The organism is Planktotalea sp. (assembly GCF_039984035.1).
GTDB lineage: Bacteria > Pseudomonadota > Alphaproteobacteria > Rhodobacterales > Rhodobacteraceae > Planktotalea.
In genome coordinates, this window is the sequence record NZ_JBDWVM010000263.1 from 1 (window position 1) to 24,751 (window position 24,751).

General features: G+C 52.5%; 21 protein-coding genes. 9 read left to right on the forward strand and 12 right to left on the reverse strand.

Going from position 1 to position 24,751, the window contains the following annotated elements:
- The 4 genes from ABJQ89_RS11895 to ABJQ89_RS11910 all read left to right on the forward strand — a co-directional run.
- Positions 1-667: tyrosine-type recombinase/integrase (locus tag ABJQ89_RS11895; RefSeq protein ID WP_348496448.1), on the forward strand; the 667-nt coding region annotated here is incomplete at its 5' end.
- Positions 664-2,046 (forward strand): hypothetical protein, encoded by a 1,383-nt coding sequence (locus ABJQ89_RS11900; protein WP_348496449.1) that lies wholly within the window; start codon positions 664-666, stop codon positions 2,044-2,046. The genes ABJQ89_RS11895 and ABJQ89_RS11900, both read left to right, overlap by 4 nt.
- A gap of 191 nt (positions 2,047-2,237) precedes the next feature.
- A complete protein-coding gene (locus tag ABJQ89_RS11905; RefSeq protein WP_348496450.1) occupies positions 2,238-2,615 on the forward strand; it encodes a hypothetical protein in 378 nt (125 codons plus the stop codon).
- A gap of 79 nt (positions 2,616-2,694) precedes the next feature.
- Positions 2,695-3,111, forward strand: a complete 417-nt coding sequence (locus ABJQ89_RS11910; protein ID WP_348496451.1) for a hypothetical protein — start codon at positions 2,695-2,697, stop codon at positions 3,109-3,111.
- 680 nt (positions 3,112-3,791) lie between these two features.
- Here ABJQ89_RS11910 and ABJQ89_RS11915 read toward each other — a convergent pair.
- Both ABJQ89_RS11915 and ABJQ89_RS11920 read right to left on the reverse strand, forming a co-directional pair.
- The gene (locus tag ABJQ89_RS11915; protein ID WP_348496452.1) at positions 3,792-5,660 is read right to left on the reverse strand and encodes a response regulator; all 1,869 of its coding nucleotides are present in this window, start codon (positions 5,658-5,660) and stop codon (positions 3,792-3,794) included.
- A gap of 392 nt (positions 5,661-6,052) precedes the next feature.
- Positions 6,053-6,949 (reverse strand): PhnD/SsuA/transferrin family substrate-binding protein, encoded by an 897-nt coding sequence (locus tag ABJQ89_RS11920; RefSeq protein ID WP_348496453.1) that lies wholly within the window; start codon positions 6,947-6,949, stop codon positions 6,053-6,055.
- Between the two features lie 296 nt (positions 6,950-7,245).
- Between ABJQ89_RS11920 and ABJQ89_RS11925 the strand changes: the two genes are divergently transcribed.
- Positions 7,246-11,214 (forward strand): PEP/pyruvate-binding domain-containing protein, encoded by a 3,969-nt coding sequence (locus tag ABJQ89_RS11925; protein ID WP_348496454.1) that lies wholly within the window; start codon positions 7,246-7,248, stop codon positions 11,212-11,214.
- Between the two features lie 48 nt (positions 11,215-11,262).
- On the opposite strand, the gene ABJQ89_RS11930 is transcribed toward ABJQ89_RS11925, so the two are convergent.
- A complete protein-coding gene (locus ABJQ89_RS11930; protein ID WP_348496455.1) occupies positions 11,263-12,534 on the reverse strand; it encodes a DUF3422 domain-containing protein in 1,272 nt (423 codons plus the stop codon).
- Positions 12,535-12,824: 290 nt separating this feature from the next.
- Between ABJQ89_RS11930 and kynU the strand changes: the two genes are divergently transcribed.
- Together kynU and ABJQ89_RS11940 are read left to right on the forward strand one after the other, a co-directional pair.
- Positions 12,825-14,021 carry a kynureninase gene (gene kynU, locus ABJQ89_RS11935; RefSeq protein WP_348496456.1) on the forward strand — a complete coding sequence of 399 codons (1,197 nt, stop codon included), beginning with the start codon at positions 12,825-12,827 and terminating at the stop codon, positions 14,019-14,021.
- 96 nt (positions 14,022-14,117) lie between these two features.
- Positions 14,118-16,535, forward strand: a complete 2,418-nt coding sequence (locus ABJQ89_RS11940; RefSeq protein WP_348496457.1) for a heavy metal translocating P-type ATPase — start codon at positions 14,118-14,120, stop codon at positions 16,533-16,535.
- On the opposite strand, the gene ABJQ89_RS11945 is transcribed toward ABJQ89_RS11940, so the two are convergent.
- From ABJQ89_RS11945 to ABJQ89_RS11985, 9 genes are all read right to left on the reverse strand, one after another.
- Complete coding sequence (locus ABJQ89_RS11945; protein ID WP_348496458.1) at positions 16,532-17,563, reverse strand: GGDEF domain-containing protein; 1,032 nt, start codon at positions 17,561-17,563, stop codon at positions 16,532-16,534. The genes ABJQ89_RS11940 and ABJQ89_RS11945 overlap by 4 nt on opposite strands.
- The gene (locus ABJQ89_RS11950) at positions 17,560-18,144 is read right to left on the reverse strand and encodes a heme NO-binding domain-containing protein (protein ID WP_348496459.1); all 585 of its coding nucleotides are present in this window, start codon (positions 18,142-18,144) and stop codon (positions 17,560-17,562) included. Before ABJQ89_RS11950 ends, ABJQ89_RS11945 begins: the two co-directional genes overlap by 4 nt.
- Before the next feature lie 127 nt (positions 18,145-18,271).
- The gene (locus ABJQ89_RS11955) at positions 18,272-19,834 is read right to left on the reverse strand and encodes a trimethylamine methyltransferase family protein (RefSeq protein ID WP_348496460.1); all 1,563 of its coding nucleotides are present in this window, start codon (positions 19,832-19,834) and stop codon (positions 18,272-18,274) included.
- A gap of 85 nt (positions 19,835-19,919) precedes the next feature.
- Complete coding sequence (locus ABJQ89_RS11960) at positions 19,920-20,639, reverse strand: HAD family hydrolase (protein WP_348496461.1); 720 nt, start codon at positions 20,637-20,639, stop codon at positions 19,920-19,922.
- Positions 20,636-20,920: a DUF3572 domain-containing protein gene (locus ABJQ89_RS11965; protein ID WP_348496462.1), complete on the reverse strand. Its 285-nt coding sequence runs from the start codon at positions 20,918-20,920 to the stop codon at positions 20,636-20,638. The genes ABJQ89_RS11960 and ABJQ89_RS11965 overlap by 4 nt, the downstream gene beginning before the upstream one ends.
- Positions 20,921-21,028: 108 nt before the next feature.
- Complete coding sequence (locus tag ABJQ89_RS11970; protein ID WP_348496463.1) at positions 21,029-21,580, reverse strand: periplasmic heavy metal sensor; 552 nt, start codon at positions 21,578-21,580, stop codon at positions 21,029-21,031.
- 6 nt (positions 21,581-21,586) lie between these two features.
- Positions 21,587-21,958, reverse strand: coding sequence for a dihydroorotate dehydrogenase (locus tag ABJQ89_RS11975; protein ID WP_348496464.1), 372 nt, complete (start codon positions 21,956-21,958; stop codon positions 21,587-21,589).
- Positions 21,955-22,545, reverse strand: a complete 591-nt coding sequence (locus tag ABJQ89_RS11980) for an RNA polymerase sigma factor (protein WP_348496465.1) — start codon at positions 22,543-22,545, stop codon at positions 21,955-21,957. Before ABJQ89_RS11980 ends, ABJQ89_RS11975 begins: the two co-directional genes overlap by 4 nt.
- An 87-nt stretch (positions 22,546-22,632) precedes the next feature.
- Entirely contained in the window at positions 22,633-23,130 is a 498-nt protein-coding gene (locus tag ABJQ89_RS11985) for an EF-hand domain-containing protein (protein WP_348496466.1), read from the reverse strand.
- Positions 23,131-23,359: 229 nt separating this feature from the next.
- Between ABJQ89_RS11985 and ABJQ89_RS11990 the strand changes: the two genes are divergently transcribed.
- Positions 23,360-23,842, forward strand: a complete 483-nt coding sequence (locus ABJQ89_RS11990) for a DUF983 domain-containing protein (RefSeq protein ID WP_348496467.1) — start codon at positions 23,360-23,362, stop codon at positions 23,840-23,842.
- A 43-nt stretch (positions 23,843-23,885) separates the two neighbouring features.
- Positions 23,886-24,593: an NUDIX hydrolase gene (locus tag ABJQ89_RS11995; protein ID WP_348496468.1), complete on the forward strand. Its 708-nt coding sequence runs from the start codon at positions 23,886-23,888 to the stop codon at positions 24,591-24,593.
- The last annotated feature ends 158 nt before the right edge of the window (positions 24,594-24,751 follow it).

Below are 24,751 nucleotides of genomic sequence, written 5' to 3' on the forward strand. Positions count from 1 at the left end.
GTCGATGCATGTTCGGCTGCGGAACGAAGCGCAACGCCTGCTTGAGGAATTGTCCGGCGAAGGACGGATTCCGACGTCCACCGAAATCGGCCGGATCAGGCAACTTGGCACTGCTGCTGCCATTTGCGCGATCGAGACTCGTGGCGCGCCGATCCGGATCGAAAGCGCATTGGAACTGGTATTTCGTGGCCCCGGTTCAACGTTCCATTTGCCATCCGGCAAGACTAAACACGCAACGATCGATCTGGCGCCTGAGCACACAAAGAACAAGGTCGATATCTGGGCCCCCATCGTGCCTGACAATCTGAATGGGCTGGAGGTAATCCGCTGGTATCTCGACAAGATTCGGCCGCTTTATGCGAACCACGAGGCAAGCGTTCACCTGTTTCCCGGCTTCAAGATCGGCGAGGCGCTGGAATACAGAACCTTTCTGAGCTGGTTCAAGCGCCATACCCGTGCGGCCGGTCTGCCGATGACACCGCACAAATTCCGCCACGGGCTGGCGTCGCTGCTACTGCAACGCAACCCTGGCCGTTGGGATCTGCTGGAACGATTGCTGGATGACAAACCTGTCACCGTGCGAAAAAACTACGCTTGGGTGAACGAGCGCTCCAAACGCGCGGAAGTGCAGAAGTTCATCTTGGACCTTTCGGGAGTGCGGCAATGAAAACGCCCGACTACCGCACCAAATTTGAAATTCTGCAAAAGCGCCGTTGGGATCCCTTGATCGGAGACCCTAATCTGGAACAGGCGACAGTGCATGAACTTCGAGTGCTGGATGATTTCCTCGCCTTTCTCGAAGAGCGTCAGATCGCATCCTTTACTGATATCTCTGCTCAGGAGTTCCATCGCTTCAACCAAGGCAGAACTGCAGCAACCACACTGCGGCTGCTAAAAAGGGCAATGATGACCGTCTTTCCCGGCCATCCGTCCGTTCTGGCATTGGAAGAGGCTATTCGATCACTCGAAAAGGGACGCGTCCGATCTCGCGGCAAGAGGCGCAAGACCCCATCCAAATCGGTGCCCTTTGATCAACTTCCAAAAGATTGGCAGACTGCCCTGTTGCACATGGAAGAGGGCTTTGATCGCAATGGGCAATTGCCACCAGCAACCGGCATGATGCCGACCCACAAGATGAAAATGCGCCAGCTGCTTTGCTCCGCTCGTGCGGCTGGTTTGCCTGATGCGTTGTCGGCTGAGAGCGTGCGTGCCTATGCCCGTGATTTGCGTGACCGCGATCTCGCACCAGCAACGCTCCGATCATCATTCGCTGCCGTGCAAAAGGTCGCGCGTTACATCGCTGCAGATGACGAAACCCTCAGTCTTCTGGCTGATCTAACTCGCCGTTATGAAACAGAAGCGCAAAAATCCAAAAGCAAGAAATTCCAGCACCTGCAAAAGACTGGTTACTCCCCGGTTGCTCTGATCAATCAAGCGCATGACATTCTGGACGAAGTAAATGAATTGCTGAGCCCGCGTAGCAGGCAGGAACGGCGCAATCGTGCGGCGGCGCTGGCATTGTTCTCGATTATGCCAGTGCGCCTTGCCGACACCCGCCTCGTCTTCGGAGAAACTCTGCTCTGGAACGGTGCGCGTTACAGCATCGAAATCAGACTATCAAAAAGCCACTATCCATGGGCCACAGAGGTCGATCCAAGGCTCAACATCTTCATAAATGCACTGATCCTGCGCGGCGCAGATCCGGCTTGGATCGACCACATGCGTGACGCGTGTTTCGAGCAGAAACGCGGGCTCTTCGTCACAAGCACCGGTGATCCAGTGGCATATGGTTATGTTTCTGATCGTTGGCGCTCAGCAGTTGGCACGGGCGAGCACATCGCCAGAACGATCCTGCATACCTTCCTCGGGATCGAGTTGGGTCAGGCAGGCACGGACATGGCAATGGCTGCAACTGGCCAGCGCCACCACGCGACCGCCAAAGCTTATCAAGATGATGCGCTTGGCATGGCGCAACGCCTGAAAGGACAAGCCGAACTGACCAAAATAGCCACCCAAACGGAGCAGGAGATGTTCGAGTTAAGATAGGACATGTCCCGTCCGAGTTTGATATTCCGTGCGATCCCTCTGGTGAGACCGCACAGAATACAAACCCCGGGCAGGGCAAGAAAACCTCGGAGAGATTGCAGCCTCTCAAAAAGAAACATGCGCAAACGGAAAGGAAATCAGCCGCTCTTGAAGCCAAGGCACATCGCCGCGGCGCTGCAAAGGAGAACATCATGTTCGACTTCACAAAAGACCCGCTCATGGATTTGCGGGCATTTGCATCGTTTCAGTCCGAAGCATTGCAGAACGCATCACTTTTACTGGGTGGACAGCCAGCATTGCGGCGCACTCACAACCTGCTCGATGATATCTCATCAGCCCCTCAGCTGACACGCCGTATCACCCGGGCACTGATTGACCTGCACCAGCTGCTTTCTTTTCAAAATGTGCATGATCCCGATCGGATCGAAGCGGCGTGTTTTGCCGATATCGACCCCGCTTCGCCCATCGTCGCGGACCTGTGCCTTCTGAGCGAAGCTCTGAAGGACCAGTTCGACCGCCTGCATTGCGAACACCCCTTCCAGGACTTCGACCTCCTCCTCGCGGCCTGAAATGGCCGCAGCGCCAGGCACCGACAGCTTGGCGTCTTGAGAACCCGCATTCCGCCGGTTCATGACCAAGGAGACTCCGATGCATATCGAAATCGAACGTGAACTTCATAACCTCACCGTAAAGGCGGTGACCCACGGCCGCCTTCTCGCCGAGGAATGGTTCGAGACGGGTTGCGTTCCGAAGGGAACCACCAAGCAGGTCATACTCGAAACTCTGAAAAAACTGGGCCGCCGCGAAAGTTTTGAGGGCGTCAATGACGACTTCATCGCCATCATAGGCAATGAAATCCGCCGCACCCTCAACGAATATCGCGACGGTATCGGCGATCGTGCCGTCACCGGAAACGTCGACACCGACTGGGAGCAAGACAAGAACGTTATCAAGCTGGTGAACCTCGCATGGCGTTGGAAGGAGTTTCGCGCCGCCAAACGCACGCTCGACGACAAGCTGGCGGCGGTTCGACAGATGGATGTGATACTCTCGGGCGTGATATGAGACACGGGGTTGTTGCGGATCGCTGGTTGCTGCATCCTGCAAGCAAGAAATGCATCATGCTCCGTCAGGAAACAGAACCGTTGCTACACATGTGCTACACGCTAAAATCACCTGTGAAAAACCAAGCTTTTTCAGCAGGTTATACTCAGTCGCACAAATCCATCATTGGTGCTACAGAAAGGCGTGCTGCTTGCTGCAAATTGTATCTTTTATTTTCAGACACTTACGGACCTGCGGGTTGTGAATTCAGCGAGGTAGGTAGTTAGTCGAAAATCGAACCAACAACAATAGCTCGAGGCAAGCAATAATCAGACACGGTTTTTGATGACAGAGCGAAGTGAGACTTTGCCTGAAATTGGGAATTGCCCACTTTGGTTTTTTGATCGCATAACATCTCGAATTGAAAACAGTACAACAGCGCTGGAATAAGTTCTGCTGGAGTCTTGGTTGTCGAACTATGAGCCTTAAACCAACAGATCAATAGCCGCCAAAGTGTAACACTGTTTCCGCCTCTAGTGCCTTACCCTAAAAGCCCAACTCAAAGAGTTCCGCCCCTACTCATGACTCACCGTTTGAATTATACACAGCAATGCTTTTGGGACATTAATTACTCGCGACTTGACTTTGGCTTTCGAACGCTCACAGATTTGATCGCTACATCCCAACCATCATACAGAGCGCTACGCCCACAACTGAATGGTATTCAGTAGAGCATTCTTATTAATCGGCTTAGTAAGAAAGTCGTCCATACCCGCCTTGATACAGCGATCCTGGTCTTCGCGCATGGCGTTAGCTGTCAAAGCAACTATCCGACAATGGCCTATTTCGTTCTCGTTTTCCAATTTTCGAATAGCCCGCGTGGCTTCCACACCATCCATTTGCGGCATGGACATATCCATCAATATTATGTCGGGTTTGCATTCGGAAAACTTGTGCAAGGCCTCTAGGCCGTCGTCAGCAAAAGTCAGCGAAACTGCCGCACTTTTCAACATCGTTTTGACAATCAGTTGGTTGGTTTTGTTGTCTTCAGCAACAAGAATGTTCAAGTTCTCGTCTTTCTTCTTAGGTGTTTCGACTTTGTCGACCTTTTTGACAGTGTCTTTTTGCATTTGGAGGGCCCGCGCGATCATGTTGCGCAAATTCTGTGAGCGGACCGGTTTTAACAACAGCTCACAGGCTCCGATTTCGAGTTTAGTGGCAAAATCCAGAGATTGATCAACAGATGACAAAACGATGAGTGGGATGTCTTTAAACGCGTCCATGCGCCTTATGCGCTTGGCCAATTCTTCGCCATCCATTTGCGGCATTTGATAGTCTTGGATGATCAAATCGAACTGATCCTCAGTTGAGGTCAGTATGTCCAACGCCTCGGTGCCAGAAGATGCTAAAGTGACTTTAACCCCCCAGGTCCCTAATCGTTCAGCGAGGATAGTGCGGTTCACTTTCAAATCATCGACAACCAAGACATGCAAACCCTTTAAGTCTATCTCGTTATCACCTGTGGCTTGGACTACTTCACTACTGACAGGCAAAACCACTTCAATGGAGAAAATTGATCCTTGATCCGGCTCGGACATTGCGCTTATTCGCCCGCCCATCAAGCCAACAAGCCTTGTAGAGATCGCTAAGCCTAAGCCAGTTCCTTCAAATTGCCGGTTCCGCGCGCTATCCACTTGTTCAAATTCGTTAAAGATTTGATCGATCTGCCCCGGCGGTATACCGATACCTGTGTCCTTTACATCTATGCGCAAATTGAAACCATCTGGCCCCTCTTGGCCCGTCACATCGATATAGACGTATCCTTCAAGCGTAAATTTGACCGCGTTTCCGGCAATATTGGTAATGACCTGACGCAGACGCCCGACGTCACCTTGAAAGACTTTCGGAAGTCGCGGGTCATATCGCAAGGTCACTTCAACCGACTTCTCGCACGCTTTTGTCGAAAGAAGTGTCACAACATCTTCCATTGCGGCCTGCAAATCAAAGGGCGCAATCTCTAGCTCCAGTTTACCGGCTTCAATTTTGGAGAAATTCAAGATGTCGTTAATAATGGTCAACAACGCTGCGCCGGATTTCGAAATCGTTTCGGCGTACATCCTTTGATCTTCATCTAGCTCGGTCTCAAGAATAATTTCAGCCATTCCTATGACGCCGTTCATAGGAGTGCGAATTTCATGGCTCATATTGGCAAGAAAGTCAGATTTCGCCCGGCTCGCTTTGTCCGCCTTTTCTTTTGCCAACTTCAATGCGTTTTCTCGATCATCACGCTCGTTGAAGCTGTTTTGCAAGACAGAAACTGAATAATCTAACGCTACAAATTCCTTCGATACGAAGGACGCCAGTTGCGTTCGTTCATGATGTTGACCGGCCAAAACAGCGGACATCCGGCTATGAATATTGCGAAGAGGTCGCATCGCTAGGAAATTGGCTTGCAACAAAAAAAGTAACGACAATAATCCGACCGTCATTCCTATCGTAAGCCTCGTTTGGCTTACATTGGACGCAATCAACGCCTGCCCCTCAGCCGTAGACCAATCTATTTCCATCATCCCAAACGGTTCATCTTCAACGATGATATCGCGCGTGAAATGACGGACCGTGGTTGTCGTTTCAAAGTTGTCCCGCTCGACGTGCGCGACGACATCCCCAAAGTCATCTTTGATCGTGATCGCGAGTAGCTTGGAATGGCGGAGCAACGACTCTTCCATGGCAGTTTCAAGAACCGGCGTATCTTGAACAATTATTGGTTCGAGCATCAACCCGCTAATCAAGGACACCGTCAAATCTGCTTGTTCGAGCAAATCCGCATTCATGCGACTGGTTTCAGCGCGGCGTTCATATTCGCCGATAAAAAAGGTCACAAGAGCCGCGGCGACGACCATCGAAAGAGCGATCTGCGCATTTATTCCCATGGATTTCATATGGTCGTCCCGCGCGTTTCTCAGAATGTGCCGCTATGTTTCATCGCAGTCCGAATGAAATCATAATCTGCATCAGCGCCTTCAGCGAAACCGTCTTGCGAAATACTCTTCAAGATGTCCGGCGCCGTTGTATTGAGCATAACCTGACGCATCGCATTAAAGACCTTTAGGTCCATTCCAGAGGCCGTTAGCCATGGCTTCGTGACGTTTTCGAACTCAAACAAGGTTTTGATCGGAACGCCAGATTTTACCAACTTCTTGAAAGTGCTTTCCTTTAGTGCACCCGCCGCAAAGCGACCTGCCCCCACAGCTGATCCTACCTTGTCATGTCGCTCGAGATAGGCGTGTCCGCTCAAATCTTGGCTCGTCACACCTGCGTTGATCAAATGGCTTTGGGCAAGGTATCTACCAATAGTCGACAATGGATCCCCAAAAGCAAAGCTTTGCCCGGCAAGATCAGAAAGCGATTGAAGATCGCTATCGGCATGCACTGCAATGATCCCCTTGAACCGTTTTTGACCATTCTTCGACTCCATCGCAGCGATTTGAATACCATTATCACGCTCATGAACCGTTATGTACGAAGCGGGCCCGAAACGCGCAAAGTCCACTTCTCCGTTAGCCAGGTGATCAATGCCAGTTTCGTACTTCTTCGCGATCTTCATCTTGATGTTAACTTGCTCACCCATGACTTTGGTCATTTCGGCAGACAAATATTGTAGGAATGGCTTGTATTTCTTGACAGTGGTCGTTGGTTTGTCGGCGGCATAAGTGCCGAAGACCAAATTGATCTCAGCAAAGACGGGCATTGCAAAGGTTGATGCAACAAAAGCAGCAGCCAACGTCTGCAGGATACGATTTGCGACAGTCAAACGCGAGCGAGCCTGCCTGACGAATTTCAAAGCAACAGTTTTCATAGCTTCTCTCCCAAGGTTTTCAGACGCATCTTTCAAAGCGCCAACAAAAATGATGAATCATTCATCGCAGAGCGAAGAGAAGAATTCGTTAATTCACATTCACAAATCAGGGTTAAAACCGCCAAATTCTAAATGATGTCAGTCAAAAAATTCCTTTTATAAACTAAATATTAACTAAATTTTTCGTCAAATGGCCCGATAGCTTTTGAGTGGGGCAGATCGAGATGAAACTACTGACGAAAACGGCAAGAGCACTTTGCCGAATGTTTATGCTTGGTGTATTGGCGTTAGTAACTTTGTCTCCAAGCCCCGCCCTCGCCATCCCCTCCCCAGAACTGATCATTGGGTCTGTTTCCTCCTTGTCACAGATTTTCGCCGTCGGTTTTGCCGCCGTGACGGGTGCAACGGCACTCATCGCAAAACGATTGGGATTTGCGCCGATATCCGGCAAACGTCAGACACGGTTTCCTATTCGATTTATCTTGATCCTAGTGCTCATCGCTGCAGGGCTTGGTGCGCTCAACATATGGCAATACCGCACGCAACAAGCTGCGGAACTGGCGCATCTGCGTGCAACCCTCATTCGCCCTGCGCAATTTGATGGGACACAAATCCAAGACGCGAACCTCAAAGAGACCAGCTTTGATAAGCAAGCGAAAAGCCCGCTCGCGCTCAGCACGCAGGAGGCGGAGCAACTATTACAAAATGCCGCCCAAGGTCAGGAAACCTTGTTCTATGATGTGCGAGAGACAGGCGAGCACCAAATGGGCACTTTACCAGGGGCGCAGCACGTGCGGTTCCCTGACTTTCTGCAATCCAATATCCCACTTGAGGGCAAACAAGTCGTCCTCTTTTGTCACAACGGCAATCGCAGCAGTGAAACCTGCGCAGAGCTGGCAGCCCGAGGGATCGATTGTCGCTTTATTTCTGGCGGTATTGAAAAATGGATCGTTGAGGGCCGCGATTTTAGCGACAAAGAGGTTCAAACCCTGTCCGATCTGCGCGCGATCCCCGAATACCCGAACAAAGAAACGCTTCTCAGCACCTCTGATTTCGAAGATTTCAAAGCAAACAGAGACCTCCAGATTGTCGATACGCGCTACCCCGGTGATTTCGCGTCTGGGCATTTACCCGGTGCGATCAACATTCCCATCCGCGCCCTGCCGACAGCCGAGCTCAAAGAGCGCATCAGTACCTTGCAAGATAAACCAACGATCGCAGCCTGTTATGATAGGCGCAGTTGTTTCATGTCGCAGGTTCTCGGCCTCGAGATGAACGCGGCTGGCATCGAATTTCTCGGCCGATACACCACGCCTTGGGAACATTTCATCGCGCCGCAACCAAAGCCCCACGTCCAGCAATGGTTGGCTGAACAACAAACGACGCTTTGGCAGTCTGCTGTGTCAAAACTCGCCGACGCACTGGTCTGGATTGGAGAACGATCACACTTCGTGCTGGGTCTACTTGCCCTCTCCTTGCTCTCCCGCGCCTTGGTCTTGCCAATCGCGCTGAAATCCGAACGTGATCAGATGGTTACGGCAAAGTATGCTGAAGAGTTGAAGCGCCTAAAAGAGGAATTGAAAGACGATCCAACGCGTAAAGCACGCGCCATGCAGCAGTTTTATGACAGCAAAGGGTTAACGCCGATGCGCAATATGACGGCGCTGCTGTTCTTGCCTGTCATGATGTTCGGCCTAAGCGCGTCGACCGAAGCAGGCACAGCACATGGCGCGTCGTTTCTTTGGGTGGATAATATGGGTCAAAAGGATGCGACCTACCTTCTGCCCCTCTTCTTCGCCATCTTGGCAGGCGTATATTTGCAGTGGGCCGTCGCGAAAAGCAAACGGCAGGCCGCTCTTTGGTGGGTGATTGGCGCACCTTTAATGTTCGCGCTGGTTTTCCAACTCAATGCAGCAGGCAATGTTTATCTCTGCATCAGCTTGGCCCTATTACTGCTCCAACGCGCTTATGTGACCGGCTTGCTGGGAATGCTCAAAGAGCGCGGGTCACTTGGCTTAAAAAGCTGGAAGGCACGCGCACCATTCCAAGGGATCTTCCCACTTGATAACACCGAGGCGTTGAACGAAAGCGGCAATAAATCCTATCGCCTATCTGTTTTGAAAAAAGCGGGCTTGCCCGTGCCAGACGGGCTCGTGATCCGAACGGAGGCATTAGATGCCTACAGCGGAATGAACGACGCGCAGAAGCAAAAATTTGCGAGCACGATCTGGCAAATGGTCGGTGAAAAACCATGCGCTGTGCGCAGTTCAGCAGCGAGCGAAGATGGCGCAGATCAGAGCTTTGCCGGTGTCTTTGAAAGTGTTCTCGAAGTGCAAAAACAAGACATGAGCGAGGCGCTTGATACGGTTGTCGACTCGTTTTCCTCAACCCGCGCACAAAGCTATGACGCGGGTGAAACCCCGAAACATGATGGCAATATTCTCGTTCAGCAAATGGTGCGTTCTGAATACGCTGGTGTCTTCTTTACCCGCGATCCTTCTGCCCCCGGCCTTTGTATGATTGAATTGGTGAAAGGCTGCGGCGATGATCTGGTGTCTGGCCGCGTAACACCACAAAACCTGCGTTTTGGTCGGTATACCAACGTTGCGATTGGTGACGAAACTGCGCCTATTGATTTGGTCCCCCTGTTGGAACTTGGCCGCAAGATTGAAGCAACATTTGGATGCCCACAGGACATTGAATGGGCCTATACGAACGGCGCTTTTCAGATTGTTCAAAGCCGTGACATCACAACGTTGACTGGCGGCGGATTGGCCGAACGTGCCCGAACGCAAGAATGGCTGCGTATCTTCGACACTTACGGAAACGCAGCGCCCGATGACATCATTCTTGAGCAAGACGAAATGTCCGAAGTTCTGCCTAACCCTACGCCCCTATCCTTTTCTCTTATGGGGGCGATTTGGGGACCTGGTGGTAGCGTAGACATCGCCTGTCGCCAACTCGGTGTCAGCTACAATTTGCCTGAGGGACGCCCCGGTCACTTGGTTCGCGTGTTCGGGCGCACCTTTGTGGATCGCGCGTTGAAACAACAAATGGCGCTGCATCTTAGCAAATCCAAGGCAAAACTTCTGCGCAAGCAGGCGAAATCTCTCATCACCCAATTCCGTGAAGAGACCGTCCCCGTTCTGCAAGAGGAAATGGCCGTCTGGCAAGCCATCGACTACAAAGCTCTGCCAGAAAAACAAATCATCCGCTGTATCGAAAAGCTACAAAACAAACTGGTCCACGAGACCTATGTGGAAGCTGAAAAAATCAATATCCTAGCTGGTTTCACTATGACGGAGGCCAAGGCCTTTGCTCAAGGCGATCAGTTGGCGACTGACCGTCTCATGCGCCCTATCTTGCGACATGCGCCTGTGAATCTCATCGAAGCCTGCGCTGCATTAAAGGGCAAAGCCCAAATGAGCACGCTGTTAACCTTGATGGGGCACCGTGCAATTTTCGACTACGAACTCAGTACGCCGCGCTATAGCGAGGCCCCAGATTTGCTTAAGCCCATGCTCGAAAGCGCGACACCCCTCACCTTCACGGAACCCGCCGATCATGCGGCATTGCCAACAGATGCCGTTGATCTGGCCATCACGTTTCAGGACCTCAAAGAACAGGCGAAACATGAAGCGCTCAAAATCGTGGCCGAAATCCGCCGCGCGGCCTTGGCGTTGGCTGAAAAAACTGAACTTTCAAATCTGATATTCCATCTAAAGATTGAGGAACTTCAACACCTGAGCGAGACGAATGTCTCCGTCCTGCGCGCCAAGGCAAAACTGCGCAAGAAACGCGCGAAACATCTGATCAAACACGTGCCGCAGCAGGTCACTCTCACGCTACGCGAATGCGAAATTCTGTCTGCAAACATGCCTACGCACATTCAAAATGGTGAGGCAGGTTTAGGAGGCACTTGCGTGTCAGGCAGTCAAAACGTGACGGGCCGTGTGTTTGTTGTGCAAGATGAAACGTGCATTGATGCCAGCGCATTTGATGGTTTCACAGATGGGGACATCATCGTCTGCCGCATGGTCAGCCCTGCTTGGCTTCCCTTTGTTCAGCGTTCCGGCGGCGTGCTGAGCCAGGTTGGCGGTTGGCTCAGTCATATGGCCATCGTTGCGCGCGAAAAGGACATTTTGATGCATGTTGGCTGCAGCGGGCTCGCTCGTTTGCAAAACGGCATGACGGTTTCCGTCAAAACAGACGGATCAATCGCTATCCTCGAAACGCCAGTCATAGATGTTCGCAAAACCGCCTGATCTTGCGAATATCTAACCCGTACAAGGCACAGCTGTGCCCTTCAACGCTTATTCCCAGTGTTTTCGCAAACGGTGCAAAAGAAGCCAAACACAGAGCAACGTGATTGGCGTAACGCCGGCGGCAAGCAGCGTTTTAGACAGACCAAAGGCTTTCTCAACAGGGCCGAGCGTATAAAGAGCGATGTTGACGGCATAGTAACTGACCGCAACCACCGATAGGCCCTCTACCGTTTTCTGCAAACGCAATTGCAAATCTGCGCGCTTATCCATGCTGCTCAGCAAGACCTGATTTTGGGCGGAACGATCCACATCAACCTTCGTGCGCAACAGCTCCCCTGCCCGCTGCGCGCGATCTGACATGGCCCTCAAACGCCGTTCGGTCGCTGTAACAGTTCGCATCGCGGGATCAAAACGGCGCATCATAAATTCACCAAATGTCTGCCGCCCCATAAACCGTTCTTCTCGGAGCACCTCAATGCGTTGATCTACGATCTGCGCATAGGCTTGCGTGGCAGCGAAACGGTAAGCGGAGTTCACGCCAATGATCTCAACTTGTCCTGATACATCAAGGAGTTGCTCAAGAACGCGGGCCGGATCGCTCGTATCGTTGGCCATATCGGACAACAGACCGCTCAAACGCGCATCGGCCTGCGCGAGATCACCGCCCATGTCACGCGCATGAGACAGGCCCAACATTGCCATTGCCTTATAGGTTTCAATCTCGCACATGCGTTGGATCACTCGGCCAATGCGCTGTGGCCCAACCGTTGGATCCGTAAAAAGGGCAAAGCGAATATGCCCCGCTGGATCAATTCGAAAATCAGCAGCAACAACAATGCTGTCATCAAGCACACGGCTAATGGCCATGCTCTCTTGAACCAACCAAGCATGCGCTTTGGCGGCGATCACCTCATCCTCAGGTGCTTTTTCAACCCGGATCAAGGCAGATGTTACCCTTTGACCGGGCGCTGACATCAGCCAATCTTCTGGAAAAACGTCAAAAGCATCAGCAGAAAATGCTTTTTCATCAGTACCTTCCACGAAAATTGTGTAAGTCACAAACTCACTGTGACTTTCCCATTTCAGCGTAAATCGTCCCATTGCTCCCGAAAAATGGGTCGCATCCGGTTGCGGATGCGCTGCACCAAATCGATCCAGCAAATCAATCAGATGAGCGCGTTCAGCGTCACGCCCCTGCCCGCCGACCCGCGCCATCGCGAGATACGCAGCTTGGCTCGGCGCGCCAATCGATGGAAAGGGGCGCGCGTGCAATTCATTAGCAAGTGTATAGCGCAAAGGGTGGTCAGTGATCGGGGCCATCGGATGTTCTCGGTTAAGGTGATTAAGCTCCCTTATACCCCCTAAGCACAACCTGAAAACCCACAAAAATTAATAAAATCAATAAGTTATAAGTATACAAATGCATACAAGCGAAAAGCTCATCGGAAGATCGAACGCGTATAGCCATTCGAGAGATCACTCTGTTGCCAATCTGAGCACAGTAAGCGCTTGCACAGACGAGCAACTTCTGGTCCACCTTTTCTAAACATACCATTTCAACATCGCGCAGCACCTCGTTCGCTGCCCATATGATGGAAAGACCCACCGATATGACTGATTTTACGAAAACGCGCGCCCTATTCGATATTCCAGAAGGCATGGTCTACCTGAATGGCAATTCGCTCGGTCCAATGCCAAAAGCCGCACCCGACGCAATGGCGCGATTTTTGAACGATGAATGGCGTACCGAGTTGATCAGAGGGTGGAACACCAAGGGTTGGTTCATGCAAACCAACACTCTCGGTGATCGTATCGGCAGTCTTATCGGCGCCGCAGAAGGGTCTGTCGTGGTCAGTGACACCTTGTCGATCAAGGTGTTTCAAGCTGTTGGCGCAGGTCTATCGCTCGTACCAGACCGCAAAGTCGTGCTCTCGGACACAGGCAATTTCCCGACCGATCTCTACATGGTTCAAGGCCTCACCAAGCTAAAGGACGATGGCTACGAGCTGCGAACCGTCGCACCCGAAGCTGTCCTTGATGCCATCACCGATGAAGTTGCAGTCGTAACCCTGACCGAAGTCGATTACCGCACATCCCGCAAACACGATATGGCGCGGATCATAGAAAAGGCCCATGAGGTTGGCGCGGTTGTCGTCTGGGATTTGGCCCATTCCGCAGGTGCTATCCCCGTCGATGTTACGGGAACAGATGTCGATTTCGCTGTTGGCTGCACCTATAAATTCCTGAACGCTGGCCCCGGAGCGCCCGCCTTCATCTATGTCGCGCCGCGTCTCATCGAACAGGTCGAACCAGTGCTCTCTGGTTGGTACGGCCATGAAGCGCCCTTTGCCTTTGATACCGATTATCGCCCCATGCCGGGCAAGATTGATCGCATGCGGATCGGCACGCCCTCAATCGCGTCTTTCGCCCTACTTGAGGCAGCATTAGATGTGTGGGAGCAGGTTGATCTGCAAGATTTGCGTGCGAGATCGATTGAGTTAATGACGCTCTTTATTGATCAGGTCGAAGCGCGCTGCGACGGTGTAACCCTCGTTGGCCCACGTGATATGAACGAACGTGGAAGCCATGTGTCGTTCAAATTCGAACATGGCTATCCCTGCATGCAGGCCTTGATCGATCGCAATGTCATCGGTGATTTTCGCGCCCCTGATATGATGCGTTTCGGCATTACGCCCCTCTTCATTGATGAGGCGGACATCCTAAAGGCCGTCGATACGCTAGAGGACATTCTAAAGACCGAAAGTTACAAAGAAGATCGTTTTCAGGTACGCTCGGCGGTGACCTAACCCGCTGTTCCAGTCCAAAGAGCGGGGCTGCTTTCTTCCGAAAGTCCCTGCGCTCCATTCAAGATCGTTCTTTTCCAGAAATTTTAGGCGTTATTTATGTCCGGCCGTCTTTCATTCTCCATTAACGATCTGAACTGCGCCTCATGTTCAGCGCGCGCAGAAAGCGCATTGAGCGGCGTTGAAGGCGTGCGCGACGTGCATGTAAACTTTGCGACTGGGCTTGCTGTTGTCTCGCTCAAGGGCCCCGTGAATGCGGGCGATATGGCGGCGTCCCTTACAGAGATTGGCAAACCAGCGCGTCCAGAAAGCGTTGAACTCGCGATAGATGGTATGAGCTGCGCCTCTTGCGTTCAACGCGTTGAAACCGCGCTTTTGTCTGTCGACGGAGTTCTTAGCGCAGAGGTCAATCTCGCATCTGGCACGGCTCAGGTCCAAAGCCTCGGCTCGCCAGCAGATGCGCTGATCAAAGCCGTACAAACCAGCGGAAAGTCAGCAACACTCGTCACGGCAGAGACGCCGAATGACGCTGGCTCCCAACATGACGACACCGCGAACGACATGCGCCGTGCCTTCATAACATCTGCCCTTCTCACGCTACCCATCTTCGTTCTTGAAATGGGGGGCCATGCATTTCCCTCGTTTCACCATTTCATCGCGCGCAGCATTGGCGTGCAAACAAGTTGGTTCATTCAATTTGCATTGACGCTCTGTGTTATTCTCGGCCCTGGCCGCGCTCTCTGGCGCGCGGGTCTCGCGGCGCTTTTGCGATGGCAACCAGACATGAATGCGCTTGTGGTGCTTGGGTCCGGCGCCGCGTTTGGGTATTCGCTGATCGCCCTATTTGCGCCCTTCCTTTTGCCCAGCAATGCACAGGCCGTGTATTTCGAAGCAGCGGCCGTCATCATCACCCTCATCCTCGCGGGGCGATGGTTGGAGGCGCGCGCAAAGGGCCGGACCAGCGCCGCCATCACGCGGCTTGTAGCGCTCCGCCCGTCCAATGCTCTGGTCGAACGCGATGGCGCGATCGCTGAACATGCAATTGATGCAATTGCCCTCGGCGATTTGATCCACGTGCGCCCCGGGGAGCGCATCGCAGTCGATGGCATCGTGACAGAGGGCGACAGTTGGGTCGATGAAAGCATGCTCACCGGTGAGCCATTGCCAGTACACAAAACACTTGATGCAAAAGTTACCGCTGGCACCGTGAATAGCACGGGCGCTTTCGTTTTTAAGGCGCAGGCGATTGGCGCGGATACCACATTGAGCAAAATCATAACGATGGTGCAACAAGCCCAAAACGCGCGATTGCCAGTGCAGAATCTTGTGAACAAAATCACAGCATGGTTTGTTCCAGCAGTGCTTGTGATCGCCGTATTTACCATCGGAATCTGGCTGTTTCTCGGACCCGATCCTGCGCTAAGCCATGCCTTGGTTGCAGGTGTTTCTGTACTTATTATTGCCTGCCCCTGCGCAATGGGCTTAGCGACACCGACCTCAATTATGGTCGGCACAGGGCGCGCCGCAGATCTTGGCGTTCTGTTTGCCAAAGGGGATCCGCTGCAAAAGTTAAATGAGGTCAAAACGATCGCTTTTGACAAGACGGGCACGCTCACATCGGGCAAACCAACGCTGAACGAGATTATTTGCGAGGTCGATATCCTTGCCGCTGACGCGTTAACGCTCGCAGCGAGCCTCGAAGAGAAATCGGAACACCCCATCGCGGTTGCGCTCAAAACAGCCGCCAAGGCTGAAAGCCTTGAGTTGATGTCAGTCTCAAGTTTCCAAAGCATCACAGGCGGCGGAGTACGCGGCGAAATTGATGGGCGTCAGATTCTACTTGGCAACCGACGGCTTTTGCTCGATGCAAATATCGAAGTCCCTGAACAGAGCGACATTGGAACCGAGGTTCTGCTTGCGCGCGATAGGCAGTTAATCGCGCGATTTACCATCGACGATCCCGTCAAACCTGAGGCCAGCACCGCAATCCAAGCGCTCAAAGACAGAGGGATCACGCCCGTGATCATCACTGGCGACACGCAATCAGCAGCACGTCGCCTTGCTGAAAACCTTGGTATTTCGAACGTCATTTTTGGTGTTCTTCCTGAAGGCAAAGCCCATGAAGTCACCAAACTGAGAGAGAATGGCCCTATTGCCTTTGTGGGCGATGGGATAAACGATGCCCCTGCTTTGGCGCAGGCGGACGTTGGCATTGCGATTGGAACCGGCACAGATGTCGCGATTGAAACTGCTGATGTGGTGTTACTATCTGGCGATCTTGGCGGTGTGGTGTCGGCGTTGGAAGTCAGCAAAGCGACATTGCGCAATATCCAACAAAACCTCTTTTGGGCTTTTGGATATAACGTCCTGCTTATCCCAGTCGCCGCCGGCCTGCTTTATCCCTTATTTGGCCTTTTGCTCTCACCAGCCTTGGCTGCAGGGGCAATGGCTTTGTCGAGTGTCTTTGTGTTGACCAACGCCTTGCGTCTCAATCACGCGGGCAAACGTATTCGTTAAGTTTCCTTATTCGGCACCCCAAGATCATCAAAGAACGTGGCGCAAGCCCTCCCTTTTGCTTTTGACGCATATAAAGCCTGATCAGAATTCTGCACAAGATCATCTGGCCCCAAAAGATCGCCTTCGCGGTTAAAGGCAATGCCGATGCTTGCGGATACATTGCACACATCTCCCTCAAACTGGATGGGCCGTTCGATACCAGCAATGAGGCGCGCCGCGATGTCAGAAAGAACCTCCCGTGACGTTTCGTTTTCGATCAGGATCATAAATTCATCGCCGCCAACCCGCGCGATCATATCCCCTTTGCGCGTTTCGGCCCGCATCACTTTCGCAACTTCTTGCAAAACATGATCCCCAGCTGCGTGCCCCTTGGTATCATTCACAGATTTGAAAAAGTCCAAATCCAAATGCATCAAAGCAAATTCACATTTTTCATCAGCACGGCTTTCCAAGGTACGATCCGCAGCGCGCCGATTGTGAAGCCCAGTTAGAGTATCTGTTGCGGCCTGCTCTTCCGCCGCAAGCTTGGCCCCCTGAAGCCGCTTATTAAGCAATCTGGACGCTTCCATCGCCGCTGATTTGGCTTCCACCAGATACAACATTTCGATCGCGAGGTCGGTTGCCGCAAAATCAGCGCTGGTGAGACCATAATCCTGCACACCTTCCACAACCGAAATCCCAAAGGATAAATTGACCAACGCGCCCTGCCCCTTAGGCAAGCGGACCAAGACCCCCTTCAGCGATGTTTTGGGGCTTTTGCGAAAACCCATGTGCAGCTTACTACGAGCGCGCGCCATCAATTCAGACATCGTCGTAATGGAACGTGGTCGATCCAGCTGGAACACTTCCAAGAAGCGCCTTCCGATCAGGTCAGTTTCCTGTCTCAACTTGCAGAGCGTCGGCGCAGCATGGATGATATGACCGGTTTCCGTCAAACGCAGGTGCATCGGGCACAAAATGTCCAACGCATCCCCGAGAGCGTCCCAATCTGGGCTTGGCTCAGTTGATAGGTTGCGATCAAGCTTCATGCCATTGCCCCCAGTTCAAAGCGGTTTCCCTCTGAAAAGGCAGTTTCCAACAGAGCAATAGCCACCGTTTCGATATCCCCCTGACACCCGCCGTATTCCAACATCACCAATGCGCCGTAGTCATCTGCCATGGCGGTCAGTAAGCCGACCAGAACGTGACCAAATCCATCCATTTCAGAGCGCACCGTTAGGCTAAACTGATTCACGGTATGTTCGCGAAGTTCCAAACTAGGGAGCCGTAGGTCAGAAACCGCAAGGCGCGCGCGGTCATTCAAGTCATCGAGCGAGTAGAGGAAGTCGACAAAATCAACACCACCAAAACGAAGCAATCTGCGCACGGCCTGTTGATGAGGCTGTGAAACTAAATAGGTGCCGAGGTTTTGCAAGAAATCAGCGCGATCCGCATGCAAAACACTACATGCGCAATCAATAACCTTCGGGGTCAATTCCTTGGGGTAGACCAACATCGATTCAAAATGCAGATCTTCCAATTCCGCGCCTTTGGCAACAAGCGCCCAAGATTCAGCCCCATAAGTCCCTATAACGAACGCTTCAATCGCTTTATTAATTAACCCATGCATACTTTGACCTAGTTCTCCACCTAGGTAAGTCATGCGTGCAGGACGTTAATAAAGCGATAACGCGGCTTAGTTGATGGGCAAAGCCAGCACAAAAGACGCCTAAAAGCTTAGTCAAATCGACAAATTCTTAGAAATCCGTTGGTGCGCCACCCTCAGATTTACGCCGCGTGACAAAATCTGCGAGCTCTTCACGAATAGCGATATCCATGGGTGGCTCTTCGAATTCTTCCAGAATGGCATTGTACACACCATGGGCGCGCTCTGGTGTCCAAATTCCGCCCTCAGATTCCCACGCTTCGTAGTTTTTCCAATCGCTCAAGAAGGGCTGGTAAAAGGCCGTAGTATATCGATCTTGGGTATGTTGAATGCCAAAGAAATGACCATCATTGCCAACGGATTTTATCGCATCCAGTGCAATGTCATCGGGCGTTGTCGCGAATGTTGCAGGCTCCATATAGCGTTGAATTTGCTGCAGTATTTCGCAATCCATAATGAACTTTTCAGGGCTGGCGATCAGCCCTCCCTCAAGCCATCCAGCCGCATGGTAGACCATGTGCGTTCCCGATTGCACCGCCGCCCAGAGGCTGTTTGACGTCTCCCACATCGCCTGCCCGTCTGGCACATTGGCAGCGCAAACTCCCGAAGAACGCATAGGCAATCCGTAAAAGCGCGCCATTTGGCCCGTCATCTGAGTTGCGCGCATATATTCGGGCGTGCCAAAGGCTGGCGCGCCGCTTTTCATATCCACGTTGGATGTGAAGGTGCCGATGACACACGGGCAGCCAGGATTGATAATTTGCGCCAGCACAACAGCGCAGAGCGCTTCAGCCAACGACTGCGCAACCGCACCCGACATGGTGACAGGCGCCATCGCCCCTGCCAATGTGAAGGGCGTCACAACAAGGCCCTGCCCACGACGCGCCATCCGAATCCAACCATCCATCATCGGATGATCATGTTTCAGAGGGGATGTAGAATTAATGTTCGTATACATGCGCGGGGCGGCGTCGAACTCTTCATGGCCCAAGCCGCCAGCAATGCGCACCATTTCCATGACATCTTCGACGCGTTCTTTGCCAAGACTATAGGCATGCATCACCTTATCGGTGATCGTCAGCTTGTCGTAAAGAACATCAAGATGGCGCACGGAAGCATGAATATCGACAGGTTCAACCGGATAGCCGCCTGCGAAGTGGATGCAATTGAAATACTGCGTCAGCTTCAGAAGGTTCTGGCACATTTCGCGATTGCCGGGGACCTTTTTACCAAGCGACATATCCCAGTAATTCGGAGGCGACGACACATTGCCGAACAAAATCGTATTGCCGCCTACTGTAACTTTGCGATCAGGGTTGCGCGGTGTGATGTCAAATTGATCCGGCGCGAGGGCGATTTTCTCCATAACGAAATCACGTCCCATTCGGACGATTTCGCCATCAATATCACAGCCGCCACTCTTTCGAAGAATTTCGAGCGCTTCTGCATTCAAGAACGCGATGCCAATTTCTTCCAGAATACGCATCGCGCCATCGTGGATCGCTTGAATGCCTTCTTCGCTCAAAGGTTCGGTTGGGCGGTCCAGATTTTCTGGCAAGCGCCATGGGCTTTGTTCAATCGCCGCTGTGCCACGACGGATAGCCGCGCCTGCCCGCCCGCCGCCTCTGCGTCTTCGCTTGTCAGATTCTGCCATGATGCTCTCCTCTTCGATTGCCCCCATCAAACGAAGTTGAGCGCCCCAGCGAGAGCCTAAAGGCGACACATGCTGTCGTATTTCTCTATTTGCGCTGGCCTTTGAAGGTAATCCAGCTTTCCAGCTCGCCTATATTATTCAAAATAGTGTCCGCGAACGGTGCCAGTTCGGCCGCTTTAGCGATGCCTGTTAGCACGCCAACCGCAGCCATTCCTGCAGCGCGCGCGGCTTCCAGATCGTGCGTACTGTCACCGACCATGACTGTATGAAACGGGTCGACCTTCACATGCGAACAAAATGCCAAAAGCGGTTCAGGATCAGGCTTGGCGCCGAAACCGCTGTCAGAACCGCAGATGAAATCAAAATAATCGCGCACGCCCGCATGCCCGAGATGGGCATGGGCAACAGATTCCGCATCGTTGGTCATCACGCCCAGCTTATAACCCGCATCTTTGAGTCCCTGCAGATAAGGGGCAAGCGCGACGGTAGGCTCTAGCGGTGCATTGGCCGCGCTTTGCGCAACTTCTTGTTCTAAGGCATCGATATCAGTGCGGCCCAGAACACCCGCAATCGCGACCGTAATCTCACGATTGCTTCCTGCAATCACTATTGAGCTAGGCAAAAACGCCTTTGCCTTGAGATCATATCCAAGGACGCTTGCGAGCGATGCCAATGTGGCTTCATCGCCTCCGCTTAGCTGTGGGAGAAAGCCAGCGGCCCATCTATCCCAAGTTCCGCGAAAATCGAAAAGGGTGCCGTCTTTGTCAAACAACACGCCTTTGAACATCTCGGAGCATCCATTCATGTCCAGCTCACTTCAGCGCCGCCCGGCAAGGCCTGACGTGCTTCGCCCATACGCTCATAAGGCACTCGCAAATCATCGCAGCATGCGATGATCCAAGCGTCGTCCATCATCAAAAATTCAATTACCGATAATTGAAATACTGGATCGGTTAAGCGCGCTCGAAAATCTGCTTCGCTTGCCCCGCTCGCGCCAAGAAAGACCGTTAAGATCTCTTCTTGGCCCGCAAGCCAGCCTAAAACGTTGATGCTGAACACTTCTGCAGCGTCTCGTGATAAAGGCAATTGTAAGCTCCTTGCTTGAAATATCGCGCGCCCTAAGGGTCACGCGAACAACAGCAAGAACTTCGCACGTTGGTTGCGCCAACGCTAGTCCAGTGGACCCAGTTTTCGTTAATTTTGCGCGTCAGTGCGATCTTCGCGGCGGTCAGAGCGACGACCTTTGCGCCGCTTCTCACGGCGCTCCAATGCATCCTCAAGACGATCTGCATAAGCAATGCGTCCCTCAAAGCTCATCGCGTTGAGTTTTTCGATTGCGATAGCGCGGCCAACATCCTGAACAGCGCCAGCACGTTCAAGCTGACCTTTCATGATGGCCTCAGCCTGCATAGCATCAAAGTCTTCGGCGCGGACAATCTCAATGAATGCTAAATAGTCCGTCTTTTCCGCGGCTTTTGCGCTTTTAAAACCTTCCAAACGTGTACGCATTTCTTTGCGCATTTCACGCTTTGTCGCCCCCTCAAAGGCCGCAACATAAGGCGTTGAAATCGATCTGGCCGTTGGCGGGCCATTTCGATCACGTGGCCCATTCGAAATGGCCCCGATCACGGCGCCAATCACCAAAAGGTTCAAGGCCAAAGACACACCCAACAGAATACGAAACCGGCGCGGGACTTTCGTCTTAGGCGTCTCGACTGGTGTTTTTGGTTGATCTGGATCGCTCATCGCGCCTTATCCTTCGTACTGCGTAAAATCAAATCCATCACCCAGATCAAGCGCATCGCTCAACGAGGTCACTTCACCAAATGCGGCATCAAACGGGACACTCAAACTCTCGGGTGGACTCACCCCGATGTAAACGCCAGCGATCGTTGCTGTGGCCAAACCTGCCAAAGTCGGCCAACCGCCTATCGTCTCGCCAAGTTCATCAAAGAACTGCGCAAAGCGCGAACGTTTCTTTACAGGCGCGCTCATTACCCCTTTTGCAGCAGGTTGATGTGCGAGGCCATCGCTTAGAACCCGCGCTAGAAAATCCGGAGATGGCTCAGGCGGCGTGCGGCTGGCATCTTTAAACAACTTGTCCAAATCGACATCATCGCTCATTGCGTTTCTCCTTCAAATCCGAGGGCGGCCTTGCGCCCTTTTAATATCTTCGCCAAAGCGCGCTTTCCGCGCGATGTCAGGCTTTCCACCGCCTCCACACTGATCTCCATCTTTTCGGCGATCTCTGGATTTGGCAATTCTTCTATGTGGCGCAGCACAACGGCTTGACGTTGGCGCACCGGTAGTTCCATCAAAGCGTTTTGCAACGCATCCTGGCGCGCAGTGCTTTGCAACACATCATCCGCGCTCGGGCTTGGATCAATCGGTTCATCAATCGCATCCAACGACGTGCCGCGCCGTTGGCGCAAACGATCCGTGCACAAGTTTGATGTCACGCGATAGAGCCAAGTCGTGACCTTGGCTTCACCACTGCGCCACTCAGGAGCGATCTTCCACACTCTCATCATAGCATCTTGCGCCACATCTTCTGCTTCTGCCGCCACACCCAGCATACGATACGCCTGAGCATAAGCCCGCGGCGCAAGGCGCAAGGTCAGAGTACGCGCCGCCGCTTCATCGCCATTGGCATAAAGCAGTAACAGCGCATCATCGCTTAAATCTGTGTTCTGATCTAAAGGCATCGACATTCGCGTCTTTTAAGCACCATCGGTAGTAGGGTCGAGAGCAACTCTGCCCCGCTCGCGGGGCAAAGCCGTTGTCGCTAAGGAAAGGCTTTAGTTTTCAGCCTTGTCTTTGCGCATTTTCTTTCCATGACCTTTGCCATGTTTCTTCATTTCAGCGAATTCTTCTTCGGAAATGGTGCCATTGCCATCCTTATCCGCACGCTCGAACATCTTCGCGCTGCGCTCTGCGCGCTTGCCGCTTGTAAGCTCTTCCATGCTGACCATGCCGTCGCCATCTGCATCCGCGCGTTCGATCATCTTGTCGGCACGCTTTTCAGCACGCTTGCCAGCATTCGCCAACAACTCTTCACGGCTTAATTTACCGTCTTTGTTGGTGTCTTGCGTTTCAAAACGGGCTTTGCCGCGCGCTTGAAGTTCTTCTTTGGTCAGTGCGCCATTGCCATCAGTATCTAGCTGACTGAAGGAAGGGCGCTCTTTACGCATCTTCTTGCCTTCCCCATCATCGGAAGCGGCTTGAGCTGCGAAACCAGTCGCGATCACCAAACCTGTCAGAACGATACGGGACGTCATGCGTGAAATACGTGTCATTTAACTACTCCATTTACATAGGCCACCTTGGCCCAATTCATCAGGCTTTCCTTGCCTGCTGTGGTAGGTCAAACGCAGCAGCCCAAAACTTCCGTCGCACCTTTTTCAACTTTTTTCGCATTTCTTTTCGCGACATCCCGACGCAAGGACATTTTGTGACCTATGAAAGCGCTAACATTCTCATCAAGATGCACCATCTAAATAGTATCGAATTGCCAAAGGTCTTTGAATGACGCGTTCCCCCGACTTTACGTCAGCACATAATGACATCTCTGCTGCGCCCTCTGGTGCAGAGACCTCAGCGTTGGAAACGCTCAAAGAACGGCCCCTTAAGTCGTCGCTTTTGCGGGGATGGCGGCGAAAGTGCCCGCGTTGCGGCAATGGGCCAGTTTTGCATAGCTATCTGAAGATGCGCGAAAGCTGCACAGTGTGTAACCTCGATTTCCGTCACGCGCGCGCAGATGATGGTCCAGCCTACGTTACGATTCTCGTGGTGGGACACCTGATGGCCCCAGCGCTACACATCGCATTTGTAGAATTTCGCCCCGAACCGTTGATCCTGTTCACGATCTTCTCCGTCGGATGCGTCACGCTTTCCCTCTATCTTTTGCCCCGTATCAAAGGTGCAATCGTCGCCTATCAATGGGCCAAGGGCATGTTCGGGTTTAATACGGAACGCAGCGACCCTCTTGATGAGCAAGGCTACGCGTGATTGGGTGAACTTCAGCACTTTCGCTGACAGGATCCTAATCTGCATGCCTCAAGACGCCCCAATCGATAAAACCGCAATTCGCCATGCCAGCACAGTCATCGTTTTGCGCAACCGTATGGATGCGCCAAGCGTGCTTATGGGCCAACGCGGCGCAAAAGCTGCCTTTATGCCGAACAAATTCGTCTTTCCCGGCGGCGCTGTTGATAAAGGCGATGCGGATATCAAGCTCAGCAAGCCGATCAATGCTGGATGCCAAACGCATCTGCGATTGAAGACAGATATTGCCAATCCACATGCGCTCGGGGTCGCGGCTATTCGCGAACTATGGGAAGAAACCGGATTGATCCTAGGCCAACACGGCCAATGGGACACGCCCCCACCCGAAGACTGGACCGACTACGCGGCGACAGGTCATGTGCCTGATGCGTCAGCTCTGCAATTCGTCTTCCGCGCGATTACCCCACCCGGTCGCCCACGCCGCTTTGATGCACGTTTCTTTTTAATCGATGCGGACGATCTGCAAGGTGACATTGATGATTTCTCTGCGGCGTCAGATGAGTTGTCCCACCTGCAATGGATTCCATTGGAAGAGGTGCGTAATTTCGATCTGCCCTTCATCACTGAGGTGGTTTTGGCCGAAATTTCCGGTCGCACAAACGATCCAACGCCCCCTGCCAACGTGCCAATGTTCCTGAACACCGAGGAAGAAAACCTCTTTATTCGGCTCAAAGGTGGCTCGCCCCTCTCTTGATCCTGCGCAGCTAGCGCACAGCAAGAACCAGCAGCATGACACTCACACTGAGCAAAGCAATCCCGACACCTTCGCGCGCGGTCAGTTTTTCTTTGAAGATCAAAACCGACACCATGAGCGAGAAAATCAATTCGACTTGGCCAAGCGCTTTGACGTAA